Here is an 18,498-nt window from a genome sequence, read left to right on the forward strand (position 1 = left end):
TTTCGATGAAGTTCTACTTGAGCTCGACATTCTCGAGGTAGGCGTGATGGTTCTTGACCTGAGACGTAACGTCGATATTCGTCAGTTTGTCTGTGCTCGGCTTGAAGCCCGCAAGGCCAGCGGCAGTCTGCCCCACATTAGCGATGGGGTAGAGGAATTTCAGGACGTCGTCGTCGGTCGAATGGTAGTTATAAACGGGTTCATCGACCGCGGCCGTCAGCGTATGCCAGTCACTCTTGGCGCCAATAGCGGCTCCGAGGAGGTGCATCGATTCAACCCGGGGTCCATCGGCTTTAGTTCCTAGCGTCTGCGCTGCCACCACCATAGCCCGCACGCCGAGGCTATGCCCCACGAAAATAAAGCTTTGAGTGTTGGTCCGCGCTAGGAGATCGGCCACGATAACCCCAGTCTTGTCGGCGCGGTTTTTGGCGACATGCCAGGGGTTCTTGGCCAAACCGGCGGCGACAAATAACGGCGAGATTGGGGCAACCATGTTTGCAGCCTTCTTCGCTGCTCTCGCAGCTACCGCCCTGAGACCACCAACGCCCACGACCCCTGCCCCTTCGTATCCGACGAGGAATGCCAGATCTTTGAGTTCCTTGGCGCCCCAGTGGATTCGATAAACAGGTGAGTCTGGGTACCTCGTAGTTATGATCTTCCGCCACTCTCCCCAGCCCTTCCCGCTCTCGCTAAGAAAGCCGTTGCAAACGATCACGGGGGTTCCGGGCCCGCCCTGCAGCAGCTCAATGTGGAATGACTTGTCTTCGTCGAGGTAGGCGTTCGTCACTGAAGCGCCCAGCGCGCCACCCAGTGCAGCACCAAGGCCCGTAATCACTAGGGTGCCGCCGGCCATGCCGAGTCCCCCCGCCGCTACTGCTCCTCCACCGAGAAGCGCCAAGCCGAAGCTAGTAGCGGCAGCGCCGCTGTATCCACCGACTAGAACGCCCACAGCGCCTCCGATAGCGGGCGCCGCGACAAGGGCCGCGGGTGCGCCTAGCGTAAGTCCTGCCAGTCCAAGACCGGCGAGCTTGGCTGTGCGGCTCAGGTTCGCCTTGTCGTACTTGAGGAACTCCTCGTAGGCATTGAGCGCGCCCATCTTGCGGTCAGCTTTGTCGAACCCGGGGATTTCATGGCGGTGCTCGGCGCAATAGCGCGGTGCGCGGATGGCCCCCTGTCCCCGACCTGCCATGTTTGCGCAGCCGATCCCTACACAGGGCAGGGTAGGTGATCCGCAACCGTCGCACACGTAAGCGGGCATTTGGCCCATCGGTCGGTTTGCCTTGAAATGGTCGTGTTTCCCGAAGCAGGAAGAGCACCAAGCGTGCTTCTTCTCGGTCGTGAGGTCGTCGGCCACATCGGCGATCCACTGGGCCACTTTCTGGTGGGCTTCCGCTCGCTTCTCAGCGTTCTTTTGCTGCTCCAGATCTGGCAAGTTAACGGCCGCATACTTGGCCTTGGCAAACGCCCAGGCGTTCCTGACCAATGCAGGGTTGGTCCCTAGGCCATCGCTCTCGAAACCTGGATCTGCGTCTTTGACGCTTCCAGAAAGTACGAGTTTCTTTCCCTGAGGCGAGACAATCTGACATTCAAGCCGATCCCCGTCAAGGACGCGGGCCATGACCAGTGAAGTCTGCATAAAAATATCCCCCGATACGCGGCCCACCCGAGCGGTGCGACAGAACTCAATCGTTGCACTCCTCAAGCCCGAATTGGCCGTCAACTCGCCAATCTGCGGCGACTTTTGCCGACTAGGAGCCCCCAACGAAAAGTTCGCCAGTCTAAAAACAGGCTGCTTTCCTTTCCTTAGCTCGCGACGCAAGGACCACCGCTGCGACTCTTAAACTGATCCTCGGGGCACCGGAGTCGTCGGTGACGAGCACGGGGAGACGAAGCCTTGGTGAGTGACCTCCGTGTCACCGCACATGGAATGCTTATGGCGATATCGGCTGCGTGTTCGGCTGCCAGTGATACTTCCCCACGCGTCGGTGGCGCGGCGAGGAACAGGCTCTTAGGGGGAGTGGTAGTGAAGGAGCGCCACCACGACGACGGCGCTGGGCTTCTCTGCGGGCTGTCGCTCGAACGTTTCGTAGGCATCGCGCTCGCCGCCTGCAGCGCAGTCAAACGGTGCATGACAGCGTGCGGTTCGACGCCGTGTTGCCGTCGCGACACCCCAGCGTGCAAAACCTAATTGATGTGCTGCCCAGTCGCGGCCGATCCTCGAAGGTTGCATCTTGGGGAGCCGACGGCTGGGAGACTAGTGTGGTGTCCGGGCCAGAAGAGACTTGGACGGTAGCTCTGGTCACGTCTGTGGCTTCGGATAAGCTGACGTCATTGAAGAAACGTGGCGGGGGACACAAGATGGACGAGCGGTTGGACTCTCCGCATGCGTTCGCCACGTAGTGGGTGGACGCTCGAGACGAAAGACTCCGCATGGCTTTGAAAGACCTCAGGGATCCCGGAGCTGTCCTCAGCGCACTGAGGTTATACGACGAGATGGGCCGCGAGCAGTTCCTTGCACAATACGGATTCGGGTCGGCGCAAAAGTACTGGCTGGTCCACGATGGACGCTACTACGATTCCAAGGCTATTGTTGGCGTCGCCCACTTAATGCAGACGGGAACCTTGCTACGCAGCTCCGAATTCGCCGGCGGAGTCAGCGGGGCCGTGCGGAGCCTGGAAACCCTTGGATTTGGCGTCGTAACCGAGGACGAAAAACCAGCCGGGACGGTGTTCCCGCCGTCCTTCGAGATCATTTGGAATCCCGAGAACTGGCTATGGGACGAAGGCGACTTCAAATCCGTGAAGGACGAAATCGCTGATACAGGGGGTGCCAACGGCCAGTGGAGCACCGGGACACGCCGGTCCGGAATCGAACCCGGGGACCGCATCTACCTATTCCACGTTGGCTCCGAAAATCGCGGACTCATAGCGTCTGGCCATGCCACTTCGGCGATCGAACTTGACTGGCACTGGGATGAGCAGCGGACTGATCAAGCCCCATACGTCCAGATCCACTGGGACGCGCTCGTCGATCCGGACGATCTGCTTCCCTGGGGCGAAATTCAAGCCAACGATCCGGAATTTCCCGACAAATTCATGGCGGGCGGAATGCGGATAGACGGGCAACGGACTGCGGCTCTGGAGCTCTTGTGGCAGAAGCATGTGGACGACGTCATTCTCGGCGAAGCCGGGCCGCCGCCCGCACCAGGGATTCCGATCAGCTACGCGTATGGCTTGGCAAAGCGCAGAAACCACCAGCGACGCTTTCGCGCCCTGCTCCTCCGCCACTACAAGCCTGAATGCCGGGTTTGCGGGTTCGGCCAGGTTAAAATTCTCGAAGCTGCCCACCTGATTCGCGATGCGGACGGAGGTGCCGCGACACTCGAAAATGGCAGGTTGTTGTGCCCGAATCACCATCGGGCGCTCGACGCACATCTGTTTGAATTCGACCAGAATGACGGGCCCGTTTGGTCGGACGCGTCAAGCGAGTTTCTCGCTCCGTTCAGACCGGAGCAGTTAGATAGTGAGCTTTAGGGCACGCGTCTAGGGCTACTACCGCAGGAGACGATGATGTGTCACGAGCTGAAACATTGAGCCGACCGAGGAGCGTCCTGAGGACATCAGCAATTCTGCTCAGTGCAAACCCAAGCTGATCATCATATCTTTTTCGCTGACAACCTCGGGGACCACGACGGCGTCCTTGAGGTCAGATTTTTGCTGCAGGAGCTGGTTGAGATTCAGATCGAATGACCTGATCGATTCGTCGGGATGGATGGCCAGCGGCAGGTAGACATTGACGGGTTTGTTCTGGCCTATGCGGTAGATCCGGTCCGTCGCCTGGGCTTCCTTGGCAGGGTTCCAGTGACGCTCAAGATGAATCGCATGGTTGGCTCCCGTGACGGTCAGACCCGTGCCCGCGGCGACTGGCGACATGATGATGACGCCGAATCCCGGCTGCGCCTGGAAGTTGGAAATCAGCTGCTTCCGAGACGGCGCCGGACCTCCGGACGTAGCCTGCGTGTCGCCGTTGACCACATGCACCCGTATCCGGTATTTCTCCTGAAGCCACCGCACCAGCATCCGCTGAACCGCCTTGTTGATGAGGAAAATGATCGCCTTCTCGTCTGCGTCCCGCACACGGTCGAGGATCTCAAATGTTGCTTGGATGCGCGCTGCCATCCCGGGGTCCGCCGTTAGCCCGCCCGGCTCCTTACGCGTCGCCTCGGGATGCAGGCTGACGGCTTTGAGGGCCTGCAAGGTCTTGAGGGCGCCGCCTTTCTGCCCGGCGCGGACCTTGTGCGCACTCAACTCCTGGCTGTAACGCAGCGCCTGTGGCTCCGGCATCGTCCTGTAGAGCGCGGGGAGGTGGTTGACCCCCGGGCCGGCTACGCCGCTATGGATGGTCTTGGTCGGCAGTTCGGTGAGGTGGTCTTGCTTGTTGCGGCGCATCATGAACGGCCGGATGTGATCGGCCAAAGCGCTACCTCTGGACGCTCGGATGCCCGGTTCGGCTCCTTCGAGTGACCGCACCCAGTCCTTGTTGAATTCCGGCCACTTGCCCAATAGACCGGGCTGTGCGGTATCCATCAGGCACCAGAGATCCTTGAGTTTGTTCTCGACCGGCGTGCCGGTGCAGATGAGCTTGAACCAGGCTTTCAATCCCTTGGCGGCACGGCTCGCCAGCGTCTCGGGGTTCTTGGTCTTCTGCGCTTCGTCGAAGACCACGGCGCCCCACTCGACGTTTCCGAGGGAGATCTGGAACGATGCCAGCGTCTCGTAGGTCGTGAGGACCAGCCGGCCGGGCTTGTCCAGGCGAGCGTCGCCGGCCTCGTCGCCGACGGCCAGCGAGAACACGATTCCCTCCTTCCGCAGCATCCCGTGATCATCGAGGAGGGAGGCGCTGGCGCTCGTCTCCCGGCGCGCACCGCGGTACTTGGCTGGCCTGTTCGAACTGGACCACAATGACGAACCCGTTTGGTCGGACGAAGCAAGCGAATTCCTCGCTCCGTCGAGACCAGAGTAGGCAGACAATGGGCGTCAGAATGGGCGCCCATTGCCTTACCGGCAAAGGAGAAGCCGTGTCACAAGTTCCCGCGCAAGCAGTGCAGTATGGCGTTCAGGAAAAGGTCGAGCACTCCGCTTCATGGTTCGAGAACGGGTTCGGCGCCACAGCAACGACCACCGACTTCCTCGATGCCACCTGCTGGGCCCACCGGTCTGACCTCCTTACGCTTCTGGTCCTCAACCCGGACACCGATCTCCGCACGGCCGACGTGAAACGTGCCCTCGCATGGGACAGCGGCGATCTAGGGGCAGTGCTACTGCTCTCGCTGGTCCCTAAAGATATGGACGACGACGCACTCAACGACTATCTGGAAGACAGCGGACTGGCGCTCTTCAGCTGCCTTGCTGGGTTCGCCGAGGAATGGATCCACTATGACGCCGGCACGTACCGCTCCTTCGAGGTGACCGACCTGGGCCGCCCGCCGTCGGAAGCAGCCGCACTGCGGGAATGGACCCTTTCCGTGCGGGAAATCCTCACGAGGGCAGGCGATAAACCAGAGGTGGACGACCGGCCGAGGGATACGCCCTTGAGTGGGATGGAACTGGTGATGCGGACCTGGGATCCGGATCGAAACGACCGCTCTGCCGCGGACGTCGATGTCCTAGTGGACACGGATCTAGTGCTGTCATGGAGATGCGAGAAGGGACACCGCTGGACCTCGAACATTGGCGACCGCTTCCGTCGCCCAGAAGCCTACGCGTGCCCGATTTGTTGTCCCAACGAGGATGTTCCCGTCTCCCGATATGAGGATTCGCTAGAGGCAATGCACCCCGAAATCGCCGCAATTTGGGATTCGTTGCGCGCCGACGAATCGTCCAGCCCGCCCGCCGCGGACATCCACCACTACAACCTCAGCCGATCGGTCATTGTCCAGTGCAGCGAGCCTGGCCACTACCCCGGCCAGCTGCACATTGAGGACTTCCTAACCGGCTTCGGCGTGGACGGGCACACCTGCTGGGCCTGCCGTGTCTCCCGCGAACACGACGGCGTGCGTCCCGGGGAGATCATGCGGTCCTGGGGAGCGCCCACCTCGCGGACCGAGCGGCGGCTGGCCAAACACCTCGCCGAATGGTTTGTGCTGGCCGACGAGGCCATGAACACGATCAAGTTCGCCCAGGCCTTCATGACCTATCCGTGGGGGAAGCCAGACATAATCATCCCCGGTCTTCGCGTGGCCGTGGAGTTCGACGGGACGGGCGCCGCCGGCGTCGAAGACGGCCACGACACCGACGACGGCAAAACGGTCGACATCCTCAAGGACGAGCTGATGCGCGAGGTCGGCTGGGAGGTGGTGCGGGTCCGCACGTCTGGCATGCCCAGGCTCGGTCCCTTCGACGTCCAGGCTGAAGCCATCAGCCCCGGGACGGTCCGGGAGATCGCGTGGATGGTGCTGCGCGCCGCGGACAGCCTCGATACCCTCGACGCCAACCTGCACGCCCTGTCCGAAAAGGCCAACGACCTCCTCGTCAACGGCATCTAATCGCGGGAGCGTCGTAGTTGAGCGTTCTCGCGGCGCCGTCGCTTGTTGTCTTTGGCCGCGCAGGGTGAGGCTGGGGCGGTGGCACTGTGACTGGACCGTCTTGGCTGGCAAGGGCTGCCGCAGTCCCGTATACTGAATCATCGAAACTCAAAGCGATTCACGAGGAACTCACCATGACCGAATGCACCACTGGACAGCGGGTCGCCGCCGCTCTCGAGGCGGCCAAGCTCAGCCAGCGCGCCGTTGCCGAGGTGACCGGCATTCCTCAGGCCACCGTTTCGCGGATCGTTAGTGGGCAGCGTCCCCCCAAGATCCCTGAACTCTTTCTGCTTGCTCAGGCCACCGGGCACACCTACGCGCAGCTGACTGGAACGGACATTACCGAGGACAAGGTTCAGTGGGCCGCGCGATCCACTCATGGTGCTGACATGGAGGCCATGAAGGCGGCCATCCTGCACTTCATGGCGCTCGACGCCTACCTGGACGACCAGGCCATCCCGGCGGCATCATAAGCGTGTCCACCTTTAATGCGGGGCACTCCACTGCCAGAGGGGCGGCTGCATCGGCTGCAGGGCAGTTCCGGGCAGAGCACCACCTCGGGGTCCAGCCGCTAGGAGATCTGGTGGCGATGATCGAGCAGGCCACCGGGATTGATGTGGCTGTGATTGATTCCGGTTCGAACGAGCACGGGCTGACAGCACGTACCAAGGACGGGGCGAGAACTTTCATCGTCGTTGCCCGGACTCATCACCCGATGCGCCAGCGCAGCACCTTGGCGCACGAGCTCGGTCACGTGGTTTTCAACGACTGGCAGACAATGGATGAGAGCTCCCTGAGCGAGCGCTCGGACCGGGAAGTCCGCGCCGATGCCTTCGCCCGACACCTGCTCCTGCCGCACGACGGCGTGCGTCAGCTGCTGGGAAACGTAGCTCGACTGATGGAGGCGGATCTCTCACGCATCGTCCAGCTGTTCGGGGCTTCTCCGGCCATGGCGGCGATTGCCCTCGAACAGTATGGATACATCGACGAGGCCCAAAAGCGCGAGTGGAAGGCTCTATCTACCCCTCAATTGGCCACGCGCCACGGCTGGATGGACTACTACCGGACACTGCAGGACGATGCGAACCGGAGGCGCGCACCACAGCGACTCCTTTCCAGAGCCGTTTCCGGATATGCGGAGGGTGTCATTCGGGCCCAGACAATTGCCACCTTGCGTGGCGTGTCCGCAGCCATGGTGGAAGAAGAGTTGCGCGATGCCGGAGTCACACCATCGCCTCCCCGGCCTCGACTTACCAGTGCCGAGGAGCTTCCGGTGGTCGACGTCGACCTGAGCCTGCTCGATGGACTGGACGACGAGGAACCCAACCGTGCCTCGTAGGCCGGTAATGGATGCTGGCCCAGGATTGAACTTCTTCGCGGCTAAGAAAGAACGACTCCTGTTCTCCGCCGTTGGGCCCCTCTGCATCCCAGAGACAGTCCGGAACGAGATCCAAGCCAAGTCCTCTCGCGACCCGCGCTGCGGCCGTATGGTTTTGTGAGACAGCTTATTAGGAGCCCTCACTTAGATGCCCGAGCGTAAGAAGTACAAGCAGAAGTTCAAGGACGATGCCGTGGAGTTGGTGATTTCCTCTGGTCGTCCGATCGCGCAGATCAGCGTCGATATCGGCATTAACGAAGGCACGCTGGGTAACTGGGTGCGTAAATACCGTGCCGATCATCCGGAGCGTTTCACGGCGGAGGAGAAAGCAGCTGTGCCGTGGGAGGAACATCAGAAAGCACTGGCCGAGAACGCGAAGCTGAAGCAGGAAATTGAGTTCCTGGGAAAAGTCAGCGCCTTCTTTGCAGCGAAGCAACGGTAGAGGATTACTACCGGTTCATCGAAGCGGAGAAGGCCAACCATCCGATTGCCTGGTTGTGCCGAATCCTGAAAATTTCCCGTGCCTCGTTCTACCGGTGGCGCACCCCGGCAGGACCGTCACCGCGGTCCGTCCGCCACGAGGTCCTCGTGGCCGCGGTGACCGGTAAGTACGCCGATTGCGGCGGTAAGGCCGGCCGGGACCAGCTGGTCCGTCTACTCAACGAGGACGGCGTCAGCGTCTCTTCTGCCACGGTCGGGGCGATCATGCGCGAGCACGGCCTGCGCGCGGTACGGACGCGGGCGTGGAAGAAGACCACGGAGCAGGACCCGCAGGCAAAGACCGCCCATATCGAGAACCATATGCTCGACGAGGACGGGAAGCGGGACTTCACCTCCGAGGTGCCCGGGACCCGGTTGTGCGGGGATATCACGTACCTGAAAACCGGTGAGGGGTGGCTGTACCTGGCCACCGTGATTGATCTGTGCACCGGCATGGTGATCGGCTGGAACATGGACCAGCACATGCGTACCAGCCTGTGCACGAGTGCGCTGGCGATGGCCCGCGACCACGGATACCTGCACCCGAACGGAGCGATTTTCCACTCCGACCGAGGCACGCAGTACACCTCTTCCGAGTTCCAAGCCTGGTGCGCCGGTAACGGTGTCACACAGTCGATGGGCAAGGTCGGGATGTGTTGGGACAATGCGGTCGCGGAGAACTTCTTCTCGCATTTGAAAACCGAGTACTACCACCACCACAGCTTCGCCAGCAGGCTGGCCGCCAGGACCGGCGTCATGGAGTACATCGAGTCCTGGTACAACCGGAAACGCCCTAACGCAAGAGCCGGCCACCGGTCACCAGCGGCAGCTCTAACTGCCCATCAAGCCCCCGGCCAGGAACTCCTCGCCGCGTAACCCAGAAACAACCGAACTGTCTCAAAAACTTGACGTACGCACGCTTCGTTAGGGCTGGCCGCGCCTTGGCGAGGATTCCGGTGACGCTACTAGCTGTGCTACCGGACGACGAAACCAGCGGACTCGACCAAGTTGTGACGCGTCTCGCTGGCAAACCCATGGCCGAACGGATGCGGTTCCCGCGCGACCTCGGCGAGACGATGGTGATTGCCCACGCGGTCACGCTGGCGGAGGCCGGCGACGATATCACCGTGCTGATCGACGATGGAGCAGGCACGCTGCTGGCCGGAGGTGAGCAGGCACGTTTGGACAGGAAGAGAGAACAAGGCGCCCCGGTGGGATCCCTGTCCATCATCAGCACTGTTACCGTCCTCGAACGTTCTGTACGCGATGGGCACGTCGAGGATAAGGGTGAGATGAGGATGATCTACGCCCAGTTTCGCGGCTTGGACGACGGACTTCCTCCCGTCGAACAGACGAGGCTGCTTTCCAAAGAGTTGTGGTCGCAGCGCAAAATCCGCTGAGCCCGGCCTGAGTAGCGGGTCATGAAGGACTGCCGCAAGGCGATCGGGCTGCTCACCTGAAACCACAGAAGCGGGGCACGGCGCCGGCGTGGTGCCGCCGTCGTACCCCGCCCCGTGTGAAGGCGCGTTGCGCTATTCGGTGACCTCGAAGGTCAGTGTCTCGGTGAACTCGCGGCCGTGGGCGTCGGTCGCGGTGACCTCGGCGGTGTGCTCGCCGACGGCGAGGTCCGTCGGCAGATCCAGGCGCCAGAGGTGCATGGAGCGGTCGGCCAGGCTGCCGCCGTGGACCAGCTGCTCCTGGACGGCGACCGGGTCGGAGTATTCGGCGCCGATGAGCTGGCCCTCGCCCTGCATCTTCTGCGTGCGCTCGGCCTCGGTGGCCTCGGCGCCGTCGATGCTGGCCTCGACCGTGGAGCCCGTGCTGCCCATCCAGAAGTTGGTGGTCAGCCACGTGCCGTCGGCGAGATCGGACCGGGAGACGGAGAGCGGGTTCTCGAACTCGGGGGCGCTGCCCCTGTTGCCGAGGTTCGCGGCGTACCAATCGCGGTAGGCGGGGGTGTTCAGGCCCAGCGACATCTGCACGGAGTCGTCCTCGCCGCGGACGGTGAAGCGCTCCGTGATCTCGGCGTTCTTGATGTCCAGCGTCAGCACGCCGGGGCGGCCGCCGTCGCGCTGCACGGCGGTGGGGAAGCCGTTGCCGGTGTCCTGCCCGGAGTACCAGTCGCCGGAGATCGCGCCGGCGGTGATGTGCGTGAACGGCAGGCCGTCGACGTCGAACAGGTCCTTCCAGCCGGCCAGCGAGTCGCCCTCGCGGAGGTTCTCGATGCTGTGCGTGTGGCCGCCGAGCGCGACGACCTCGCGGCCCTCGAGGATCTCGTAGACCTCGGCGACCTGCGCCACCTGGTGCTTGGCGCTGCCCTGGTCCGCGTAGTCCAGCAAGGGGATGTGCGCGGCGAGCACGATCGGCTTGTTCATGGGCACCTGGGCGATGTCGTTGCGCAGCCACTCGAGCTGGCGTGCGTCCAACGAACCGGTGTAGTCGCCCTTGGCGGCGGGCTGCTTGGTCGGGAACTCGACCGTGTTCAGGGCGACGACGTGGGCCTTGCCGGCGTCGTACGAGTAGTACTCCGGGCCGAGCTGGGCGCGGAACGTGTCGAAGGTGTGCTCGCTGTCCGTGGCGTCGAAGTCCAGGTCGTGGTTGCCCGGCAGGAAGCGCGCGGGGCCGTTGAGCATGGTGGTGAGTTCCCGGGTCTGCGGGTAGAGGGCGAGGTCGTCTCCGGCGACGTCGCCGATGAACAGCGCGCCGCAGCCCTCGTAGTCGGTGCGGGCGGCCAGGTCCGCGAAGGCGCCGGCGCGGGCGTACTCGACCTCGTCCTGGTTGTAGGTCTGGATGTCCCCGCCGATCGCGCAGTGCTGCTCCGGGGACTGGGTGGCCTTGCTCTTGGCCACCGGGAAGTTCAGCGCCTCCGGGAGCGCGCCGGTCGGCTCGATGCCGCCGAACTTCAGCTCCGGGGAGCCCTCCGGCAGGTGGTGGTAGGAGAACTGGGCCACGTTGTTCTCGTCGACCGGCACCTGGTAGCCGCGCGGCTGGGTGACGAAGACGGTCATGTTCTCGAACACCGGGAGCTCGTAGCGGCCCTGACCGTCCGTGGTGGCGACGTCGCGCCCGTTGGACACGGTGACGCCGTTCAGGCCCTTCTCCCGGGGGTCCTGCACCGAGTTCTTGTTCCTGTCGTCAAAGACGACGCCGTCGATCGTCTCGTTGTTTTCGTCCGTGCCTTCGACGACGTCGACGGAGCCGCGGTAGGCCGTGGAGTCCCAGTCGGACTCGGCGGCGGCTGGTGCGGGTGCGGCGGGTGCGGCGGGTGCAGCGGGGGCGGCGCCGGCGGCCGGGAGGGCGAGCGCGCCGGCGAAGACGACGGCGAGGGCCCCGGCGGTCAGGCCGAGGGGACGGTTGGAGCATTTCCTGGGCGGTTGGGTCAGCGGGTGCAAGACGTACCTCCGGTGTGGTGACTACCAGCCGGACGGGTCGCCGGCCGGTCCCACCGTTCCAACCGCAGGTGAACTGGGTGCCACGAGAAGGTCATCGTGGCTTGGACCGGGCGTGAAGACACGCTACCTATTGCTTCAAGCCGCCGTCCCCTATCGTGGGGCCATGCCCGAGATGCCCGAGGTGCAGGGACTCGTCGACTTCCTGCGGCTGAAACTCGTTCCGCCCGGCGCCGCGCCGGCCGTGATCGCGCAGGTGGAGGTGCTTTCCTTTTCCGTGCTGAAGACCGCGGGCGTGCCGCTGGAGGCGCTGGGCGACGGGCCGGTGACCGGCGTCGAACGGCGGGGAAAGTTCATCGTCCTGACCGCCGGCGGCGCGCACCTGGTCGTGCACCTGGCCAAGGCCGGCTGGCTCCGGTGGTCCGACGCGCTGAGGCCCGGCCCGCTGCGGCCCGGCAAGGGGCCCATCGCGCTGCGCGTGCGCTTCGCGGCCGACGGCCCGGAGCAGCCGGGGTTCGACCTGACGGAGGCAGGCACCACGAAGTCGCTGGCGGTGTACGTCGTCGAGGATCCGCACGACGTGCCGGGCATCGCGCGGCTGGGCCCGGAGGCGCTCGACGTCGGCCACGAGGCCTTCGCACGCATGCTGGCGGCGCACAACGGCCAGCTCAAGCGCCTGCTGCGGGACCAGTCGGCGATCGCCGGGATCGGCAACGCGTACAGCGACGAGATCCTGCACGCGGCCCGGATTTCGCCCTTCGCCATCGCGTCGAAGCTCGGCCCCGACGAGGTGGCGCGGCAGTTCGAGGCCATGCGCGCGGTCCTGGAGTCCGCGGTCGCCGGCGCATCCGGCCGCCCGGCGGCCGAACTCAAGGACTCCAAACGCCGGGCGATGCGCGTGCACGGCCGCACGGGGGAGGCCTGCCCGGTGTGCGGGGACACGGTGAGGGAGGTGTCCTTCGCGGACTCCTCGCTGCAGTATTGCCCGACCTGCCAGACCGGCGGAAAGCCGCTGGCGGACCGGAGGACGTCGAAGTTCCTCAAGTGAGCCGGGCAAGCGCCCAATCGGCGCGCAGGGCGATCCTCAGCCCGGGTACCCGGGCTGCACCGTGCGCCGGAAGGCCCGCTGATCGGATGCCCCGGGCCAGAGGGAGCGCTCCTCCGAATTGTCCCCGCAAACATCAAACGTCTAATGTTTGGCGCATGGGTACCGGGATCGGCGAACAGCCGCGCAAAAGGTGGGCCGCGGGATTCCTGGCGGTCGCCGCCGTCGTGCTGGTGGGGCTGAACCTGCGCGGGGGCATCGCGTCCGCCGCCCCGCTGTTCCTGGACCTGCAGGAACGGCTCGGCTACGGCCCGTTCGTCGCGTCGCTGCTGCCCACCATCCCGGTGCTGTGCTTCGCGTTCGCCGGCGCGGCCACCGCCCGGCTGGTCCAGCGCGCGGGGCTCGAGCGCGCCATCGGCCTCGCGCTGCTCCTGCTCGTCGCCGGGCTGGCGGTCCGCGCGTACGAATCCACCGGCGTCCTGCTCGCCGGAACGGTGATCGGCATGTGCGGACTGGCGATCTGCAACGTCGCGATGCCGTCCTTCATCCGCGTGCACCACGCCCACCGCACGGCGGCCATGACCGCCACCTACACCGTCACCATGTCCGTCGGGGCGACCACCGCCGCGGCCGTCAGCGTCCCCGTGGCCGCTGGGCTCGGCTCGCCGACCCTCGGCCTGGCCGCCTGGGCGCTGCCCGCGGCCGCGGCCCTGTTGCTGTTCCTGCCGCTGACCGTCCGCCGCACCCGCGTGCCCCGCCCCGCCACCGGGCACGTTTCACCGTGGGCGATGCTCGCCACCCGCAAAGGCCTGCTGTTCACCTCCGCCTTCGGCGTGCAGGCCCTGCTGGTCTACACCGTGATCAACTGGCTGCCGAACATCCTCATCGAGCGCGGGCTGGAGCCGGCGGAGGCGGGCTTCATGCTGGGGCTGCTGCAGTTCGTCGGAATCCCCGGCGTGGTGCTGCTGCTGTGGATGGCGGCGCGGACGCGGTTGCTGCGCCCGGCGTTCATGCTGGTCTGCCTCTCCTCGCTGGCCGGGTTCACCACCCTGCTGCTCCTCCCGGCCGCTTTCACCGCCGTGCCCGTCGTCCTGATGGGCTTCGGATTCGGGATCTTTCCGCTGATCATGCTGCTGATCAGCCGCAGCGGCGAGAGCGCGGAGGAGACCACCGCCCTGTCCACCGTGGCGCAGTCCGTCGGCTACCTGATCGCCGCGGCCGGGCCGTTCGGGCTGGGGCTGCTGCACGCCGGCCTGGGAACGTGGACGGCGCCGCTGGCCATCCTGGTGGCGTTGTCCGCCGTGCAACTGGTGCTCGGTTACCGGCTGAGCGGGGCGGGCAAGTGAGCGCGCCGCTGGGGGACGGGGTGACCGCGCTGCTGCGCGAGGCCGTGGCCTCCGGCCGGTGGCCCGTGGGGGAACGGATCCCGCCGGAGCCGGAGCTCACCGCCGAGTTCGGGGTCTCCCGCGGGACGCTGCGCGAGGCCGTCCGGGCGCTGGCCCACGCGGGCATGCTAGAGGTCCGCCGCGGCGACGGAACCTACGTGCGCGCCGTGAGCGAGTTCTGCGGGACCGCCCGGAAGGCCTACGGCCGCCACGCGGACGAACACGTCCTGCAGGTGCGCTTCGCCCTCGACACCCAGTCCGCGCGGCTCGCCGCCGGGCTGTCCGATGGCGCCGCCGTCGTCCGCCTGCGCGGGCTGCTGGAACGGCGTCGTGCGGCGTGGGAGGCCCGGGACTACGCGGCGTGGTCCGGCGCGGACTGGGAATTCCACCTCGCCGTCGCCGAGGCCTCCGGCAACCCGCTGCTGCACGAGCTCTACGCCAGCTTCGGCGACGTGTTCCACGGGACCAAGATGGCGCAACGGCTGAGCGCGGGGTTCGACGGCCGCCAGCGGGCCGGCCATGAGGACCTTCTGGAGGCCATCGCGGCCGGCGACGGCGACGCGGCGGTGCGCACCGTCATCGCCAACCTGGACTACTGCATGGGCTGGATGCCCCAGACGCCCTAGCGGCCGGCCGGAATCACCACGGAGCCGAGCGTCGCGAACTCCGCGGCGAACTCGGACTCCGGGCTCAGGGCGACGGCGTCCGTCAGCCCGCCGGTCAGCACCAGCGAGCCGGCCGGAATGGTGATGCCGCGGCGGGACAGCGAATTGGCGGCCAGCGCCAGCGCGGCGGCCGGGTGCCCCTGCACGGCGGCGCCGGTCGCGCGGTCCACCTCGCGGCCGTCGACCTTCACCACGACCTCCTCGGCCACCAGATCCAGGTCCCCGACACCGAACGCCTGCTCCGAGACCACGAAGCACGACGACGACGCGTTGTCCGCGATCACGTCCGGCAGGCGGAAACGGAAGTCGCGGAAGCGGCTGTCGATGATCTCGAACCCCGCGTGGACGGTCGCGACCGCCGCGAGCGCGGTCTCGATGTCCACGTCCGAGCCCCCGAGGTCCTTGCCGAGCCGGAACACGATCTCCGGCTCCACCCGCGGGTGGATCAGGCGGCCGTACGGCGCCGGGGCGCCCGCCGGGATCCGCATCGCGTCCGTGACGACGGCGGTCAGCGGGCTCTCGATCCCCATGCGCTCCTGCTTCGCCCGCGAGGTCAGCCCGAGCTTGACGCCCACCACGCGCTCCCCGCCGGACAGCCGCAGCGCGATCAGCCGGTCCTGGATCGCGTACCCGGTCTCGGCGTCGAGCTCCGGCCACTCGTCGGTCAGCGGCTCGACGTCGGTGCGCGAGCGTTCGGCGCCCAGCAGGTATTCGGCGGCGGTGTCGATGGTCCAGGCCATGGTGGGTTCTCCCGTGGTTCGGTGGGTTCGGTGTGGGCGTCTGAAATCAGGATAGGCTCCGGATCAGCCGAACCCGGCGAGTGTGAACCCCCGAGGAGACGTACATGCCGATCATCGAAGTCAAGGTCATTCAGGGCCGCGACCGCGCCGTGCTCGGTGCCGCGGCGAAGGAAATCGCGAAGGCCGCCGCCCAGGCGCTCGACGCTCCCTTGGACACCGTCCGGGTCCACGTCGTCGAGGTGGCTCCGGATCTGTGGGCCGTGGGGGACCGGCTGAAGTCGGAGTGACCACACCCCTGACTACCGCTTGCGGGAGCCGGCGCCACATTGGACCCGCACTCCGGCTGGATGGCAAGCCACTAGCCGGCTGACTGCGCGGATTGCCGGGAAACCCCGCAATGTGGAGCCACTATGCACAGCGGCCGCCCAGGCCGTGCCGCGAGTCTGGACCAATGTGGCGCCGGCTGTCCGGGGTGACCGGCCGGCCGCCTACCTTTTCTCGGCCAACCGCGCGGCCAGCAGCCCGCCGACGGTGAACGTCAGGGTGGCGGCCAACACCAGGAGCAGGGGAGCGGTCCAGCCGCCGGAGACCGTGTTGAGCCAACCGGCCAGCGGCGGCGCCACCGTGGCGGCCAGATACCCGGTGCCCTGGATGCGGGCCGAGAAGCCGGCGGCCTCGGCATCCGAGCCCGCGATGCGGGGGATGATGGAGAAGATCGCCGTGAAGCCGCCGCCCTGTGCCACTCCACCGATGATGGACCAGAACACGTATGCCTCCGGCGCGACGAGCAGCCCGATCGGCAGGGTAATCCAACAGGCCGCGACGGCGGCCATCGGCACCCACGCCCGGGACCGCGCGGCCAGCAGGGGCACCCCGAGCGCGCCGACGATCGCGGCGACCTGGAAGAGCGACGCCGCCGCCCCCGACGCGGCCAGGCCCAACCCGCGCGTCTCGGACAGCAGGAGCGGCAACCACGTGGTGGTGGCGTAGTAGGACGACGACTGGCCGCAGAACGCGAGGATCAACAGGGCCACGATCCGCCGGTTCCGGGCCGCCTCGCGCGCCACCCGGGCGGCGGCCCCCGGCCCGTCGGCGGGGTCGGCCGCGGGCCGGCCCGCGGTGTCCCGCGGACGTGCGAGTCCGGCGCGGGTCAGCTTCCGTCCCCAGACCAGCCAGTACGCCAGTCCGGCGGCCGCCACCACGCCCCACGCGGCGATCGCCACGCGCCAGCCGACGATCTCCGCCAACGGCGCGGTGCCGAGCAGCACGGCCATCGAGCCGACGTTCATCGTCGCGGAGTACACGCCGGTCGCCGCGGAGACCCGATTCCAGGGCACGTCGCGCCGGATCAGCACCGGCACCACGATGTTGCCCAGCGTCATGGCCGCGCCGATCAGCACCGTGCCGGCCAGGACGACGGCGGAGGGTCCGGTCGAGCGGATCACGGTTCCGGCCAGCACGCCCGCCAGGCACAGGAGCACCGTGGCCTCCGGCCCGAAGCGGCCGATGGTGCGCGTGGCCAGCGGGGTGGCGACGGCAAACAGGAACACGGGCAAGCCGGTGAGCAGACCGGCGCCGATCGCGCTCAGGCCGGTGTCCACCCGGATGTCGCCGATCACCGCGGTGGGCGCGATGATCGGGGCGCGCAGGCTCAGGGCCAGCACCACGATTCCGACGATCACCCACGGCAACGCCGGGCGCAGGCTGGATGGGCGGTCCGTGGCGGGCTCCTTTTTCGGTGGTCTGTAAAAACCCTATGCCACGGCCCGCCCGGGGTAGCGGTCCGTGTCGCCGTCCTACCCGAGCGCCTCGGGATTCACGGCGTGCGGGGGAACGCCGCCGGCCGCCATCGCGATCGCGTTGAGCGCGCTCAGCCGGGACATCTCGGCGCGGACGGAGACGGTCGCGCTGCCGACGTGGGGGAGCAGCACCGTGTTGGGCAGCTCCGCCAGGCCCGGCGCGAGCCGCGGCTCGTCCTCGAACACGTCCAACCCGGCGCCCGCGATGGTCCCGGACCTCAGCGCCTCCACCAGCGCGGCCTCGTCGACGACCGGCCCGCGGGCCGTGTTGATCAGGATCGCCGAGTCCTTCATCCGCGCCAGCACGGATGCGTCCACCAGGTGCCGGGTATCCGCGTTCAGCGGCACGTGCAGGGACAGGAAGTCGCTGGCGGGAACCAGTTCCTCCCAAGAGACCTGCCGCACCCTCCCGGCGAACTCGCCGAGCTCGTCGTCGCCCACCACCCGGTGCCCCGGGGGACGCGGCGCGAACAGAACCTCCATGCCGAAGCCCAGCGCCCGCCGCGCGGTAGCCCGGGCGATGCGCCCGAAACCGGCCAGTCCCAGGGTCCGGCCGGAGACGTCGGAGCCGAGCATCAACTCGGGCTCCCACCCGTGGAAGCGCCCCGCACGCACGAACGCGTCCGCCTCCACCACGCGCCGCGCCGTGCCGAGGATCAGCAGCAGCGCGATGTCCGCCGTCGCGTCCGTCAGCACGCCCGGGGTGTTGCCCACCAAGATGCCGCGCGCGCTGGCCGCGGCGACGTCGATGTTGTTGTACCCGACCGCGAAGTTGGCGACGCCCCTGATCTTCGCGGAGGCGAGCAGCGGTGCGTCGATCCGGTCGCCCAGTTGCGTCACGACGACGTCGTACTCCCCGCCCGCGCACAGCGCCGCGAGTTCGTCGTAGCCCGGCGACGCGGGAAGGACGGTGACGTCGCCGGCGGCCGCCAGCAACGATTGCGCCGGTTCGGGAACGGGAGTGGTGACCAGGAAACGTGGGCTCATGAATCCATCCTGCAACATTGGCCACGTGGGGCCTATAATGTGCGTG

At 66.4% G+C, this 18,498-nt stretch carries 16 protein-coding genes; 10 read left to right on the top strand and 6 right to left on the bottom strand.

All coding sequences use genetic code 11. From position 1 onward, the window contains the following. Positions 1-13 precede the first annotated feature (13 nt). Positions 14-1,636 (bottom strand): DUF726 domain-containing protein, encoded by a 1,623-nt coding sequence (locus tag AC0QSG_RS14105; protein ID WP_475375869.1) that lies wholly within the window; start codon positions 1,634-1,636, stop codon positions 14-16. A 794-nt stretch (positions 1,637-2,430) separates the two neighbouring features. On the opposite strand from AC0QSG_RS14105, the gene AC0QSG_RS14110 reads away from it, so the two are divergent. Further along, positions 2,431-3,534 (top strand): ScoMcrA-related endonuclease, encoded by a 1,104-nt coding sequence (locus AC0QSG_RS14110; protein ID WP_475375870.1) that lies wholly within the window; start codon positions 2,431-2,433, stop codon positions 3,532-3,534. 99 nt (positions 3,535-3,633) lie between these two features. Here AC0QSG_RS14110 and AC0QSG_RS14115 read toward each other — a convergent pair whose 3' ends face one another. Continuing rightward, positions 3,634-4,854, bottom strand: coding sequence for a DEAD/DEAH box helicase (locus tag AC0QSG_RS14115; protein WP_475375871.1), 1,221 nt, complete (start codon positions 4,852-4,854; stop codon positions 3,634-3,636). A gap of 224 nt (positions 4,855-5,078) precedes the next feature. Here AC0QSG_RS14115 and AC0QSG_RS14120 point away from each other — a divergent pair, with 224 nt between their 5' ends. The 5 genes from AC0QSG_RS14120 to AC0QSG_RS14140 all read left to right on the top strand — a co-directional run bounded on the left by AC0QSG_RS14120 (position 5,079) and on the right by AC0QSG_RS14140 (position 9,842). After that, on the top strand, positions 5,079-6,545 hold the full coding sequence (locus tag AC0QSG_RS14120) for a zinc-ribbon domain-containing protein (RefSeq protein ID WP_475375872.1): 1,467 nt from the start codon (positions 5,079-5,081) through the stop codon (positions 6,543-6,545). A gap of 173 nt (positions 6,546-6,718) precedes the next feature. Continuing rightward, positions 6,719-7,057 (top strand): helix-turn-helix domain-containing protein, encoded by a 339-nt coding sequence (locus tag AC0QSG_RS14125; RefSeq protein ID WP_475375873.1) that lies wholly within the window; start codon positions 6,719-6,721, stop codon positions 7,055-7,057. Between the two features lie 116 nt (positions 7,058-7,173). Continuing rightward, entirely contained in the window at positions 7,174-7,923 is a 750-nt protein-coding gene (locus tag AC0QSG_RS14130; protein ID WP_475377319.1) for an ImmA/IrrE family metallo-endopeptidase, read from the top strand. A gap of 187 nt (positions 7,924-8,110) precedes the next feature. Further along, positions 8,111-9,318, top strand: a protein-coding gene (locus AC0QSG_RS14135) for an IS3 family transposase (RefSeq protein WP_475375874.1) whose coding sequence is annotated in 2 segments (ribosomal slippage) — positions 8,111-8,366 and positions 8,366-9,318 — 1,209 coding nt in all. Because the reading frame shifts where the segments join, the coding sequence is not laid out codon by codon here. A gap of 80 nt (positions 9,319-9,398) precedes the next feature. Further along, a complete protein-coding gene (locus tag AC0QSG_RS14140) occupies positions 9,399-9,842 on the top strand; it encodes a PIN domain-containing protein (protein ID WP_475375875.1) in 444 nt (147 codons plus the stop codon). A 132-nt stretch (positions 9,843-9,974) separates the two neighbouring features. Here the strand turns inward: AC0QSG_RS14140 and AC0QSG_RS14145 are convergent, their stop codons facing one another. Then, entirely contained in the window at positions 9,975-11,825 is a 1,851-nt protein-coding gene (locus AC0QSG_RS14145) for a calcineurin-like phosphoesterase C-terminal domain-containing protein (RefSeq protein WP_475377320.1), read from the bottom strand. A 172-nt stretch (positions 11,826-11,997) separates the two neighbouring features. Between AC0QSG_RS14145 and AC0QSG_RS14150 the strand changes: the two genes are divergently transcribed. The 3 genes from AC0QSG_RS14150 to AC0QSG_RS14160 all read left to right on the top strand — a co-directional run bounded on the left by AC0QSG_RS14150 (position 11,998) and on the right by AC0QSG_RS14160 (position 14,887). After that, positions 11,998-12,879, top strand: coding sequence for a DNA-formamidopyrimidine glycosylase family protein (locus tag AC0QSG_RS14150; RefSeq protein WP_475375876.1), 882 nt, complete (start codon positions 11,998-12,000; stop codon positions 12,877-12,879). A gap of 155 nt (positions 12,880-13,034) precedes the next feature. Continuing rightward, the gene (locus AC0QSG_RS14155) at positions 13,035-14,222 is read left to right on the top strand and encodes an MFS transporter (RefSeq protein ID WP_475375877.1); all 1,188 of its coding nucleotides are present in this window, start codon (positions 13,035-13,037) and stop codon (positions 14,220-14,222) included. Beyond that, positions 14,219-14,887, top strand: coding sequence for a FadR/GntR family transcriptional regulator (locus AC0QSG_RS14160; protein WP_475375878.1), 669 nt, complete (start codon positions 14,219-14,221; stop codon positions 14,885-14,887). The genes AC0QSG_RS14155 and AC0QSG_RS14160 overlap by 4 nt, the downstream gene beginning before the upstream one ends. On the opposite strand, the gene AC0QSG_RS14165 is transcribed toward AC0QSG_RS14160, so the two are convergent. Continuing rightward, entirely contained in the window at positions 14,884-15,666 is a 783-nt protein-coding gene (locus AC0QSG_RS14165; RefSeq protein WP_475375879.1) for a 2-keto-4-pentenoate hydratase, read from the bottom strand. The genes AC0QSG_RS14160 and AC0QSG_RS14165 overlap by 4 nt on opposite strands. A gap of 104 nt (positions 15,667-15,770) precedes the next feature. Between AC0QSG_RS14165 and AC0QSG_RS14170 the strand changes: the two genes are divergently transcribed. Further along, positions 15,771-15,953: a tautomerase family protein gene (locus AC0QSG_RS14170; protein ID WP_475375880.1), complete on the top strand. Its 183-nt coding sequence runs from the start codon at positions 15,771-15,773 to the stop codon at positions 15,951-15,953. A gap of 201 nt (positions 15,954-16,154) precedes the next feature. Here AC0QSG_RS14170 and AC0QSG_RS14175 read toward each other — a convergent pair whose 3' ends face one another. Together AC0QSG_RS14175 and AC0QSG_RS14180 are read right to left on the bottom strand one after the other, a co-directional pair. Further along, entirely contained in the window at positions 16,155-17,357 is a 1,203-nt protein-coding gene (locus AC0QSG_RS14175) for an MFS transporter (protein WP_475375881.1), read from the bottom strand. Positions 17,358-17,462: 105 nt separating this feature from the next. Further along, positions 17,463-18,452: a 2-hydroxyacid dehydrogenase gene (locus AC0QSG_RS14180; protein ID WP_435728619.1), complete on the bottom strand. Its 990-nt coding sequence runs from the start codon at positions 18,450-18,452 to the stop codon at positions 17,463-17,465. Between the last annotated feature and the right edge of the window lie 46 nt (positions 18,453-18,498).

The sequence above is a fragment of the Arthrobacter sp. LT660 genome, from assembly GCF_056172845.1.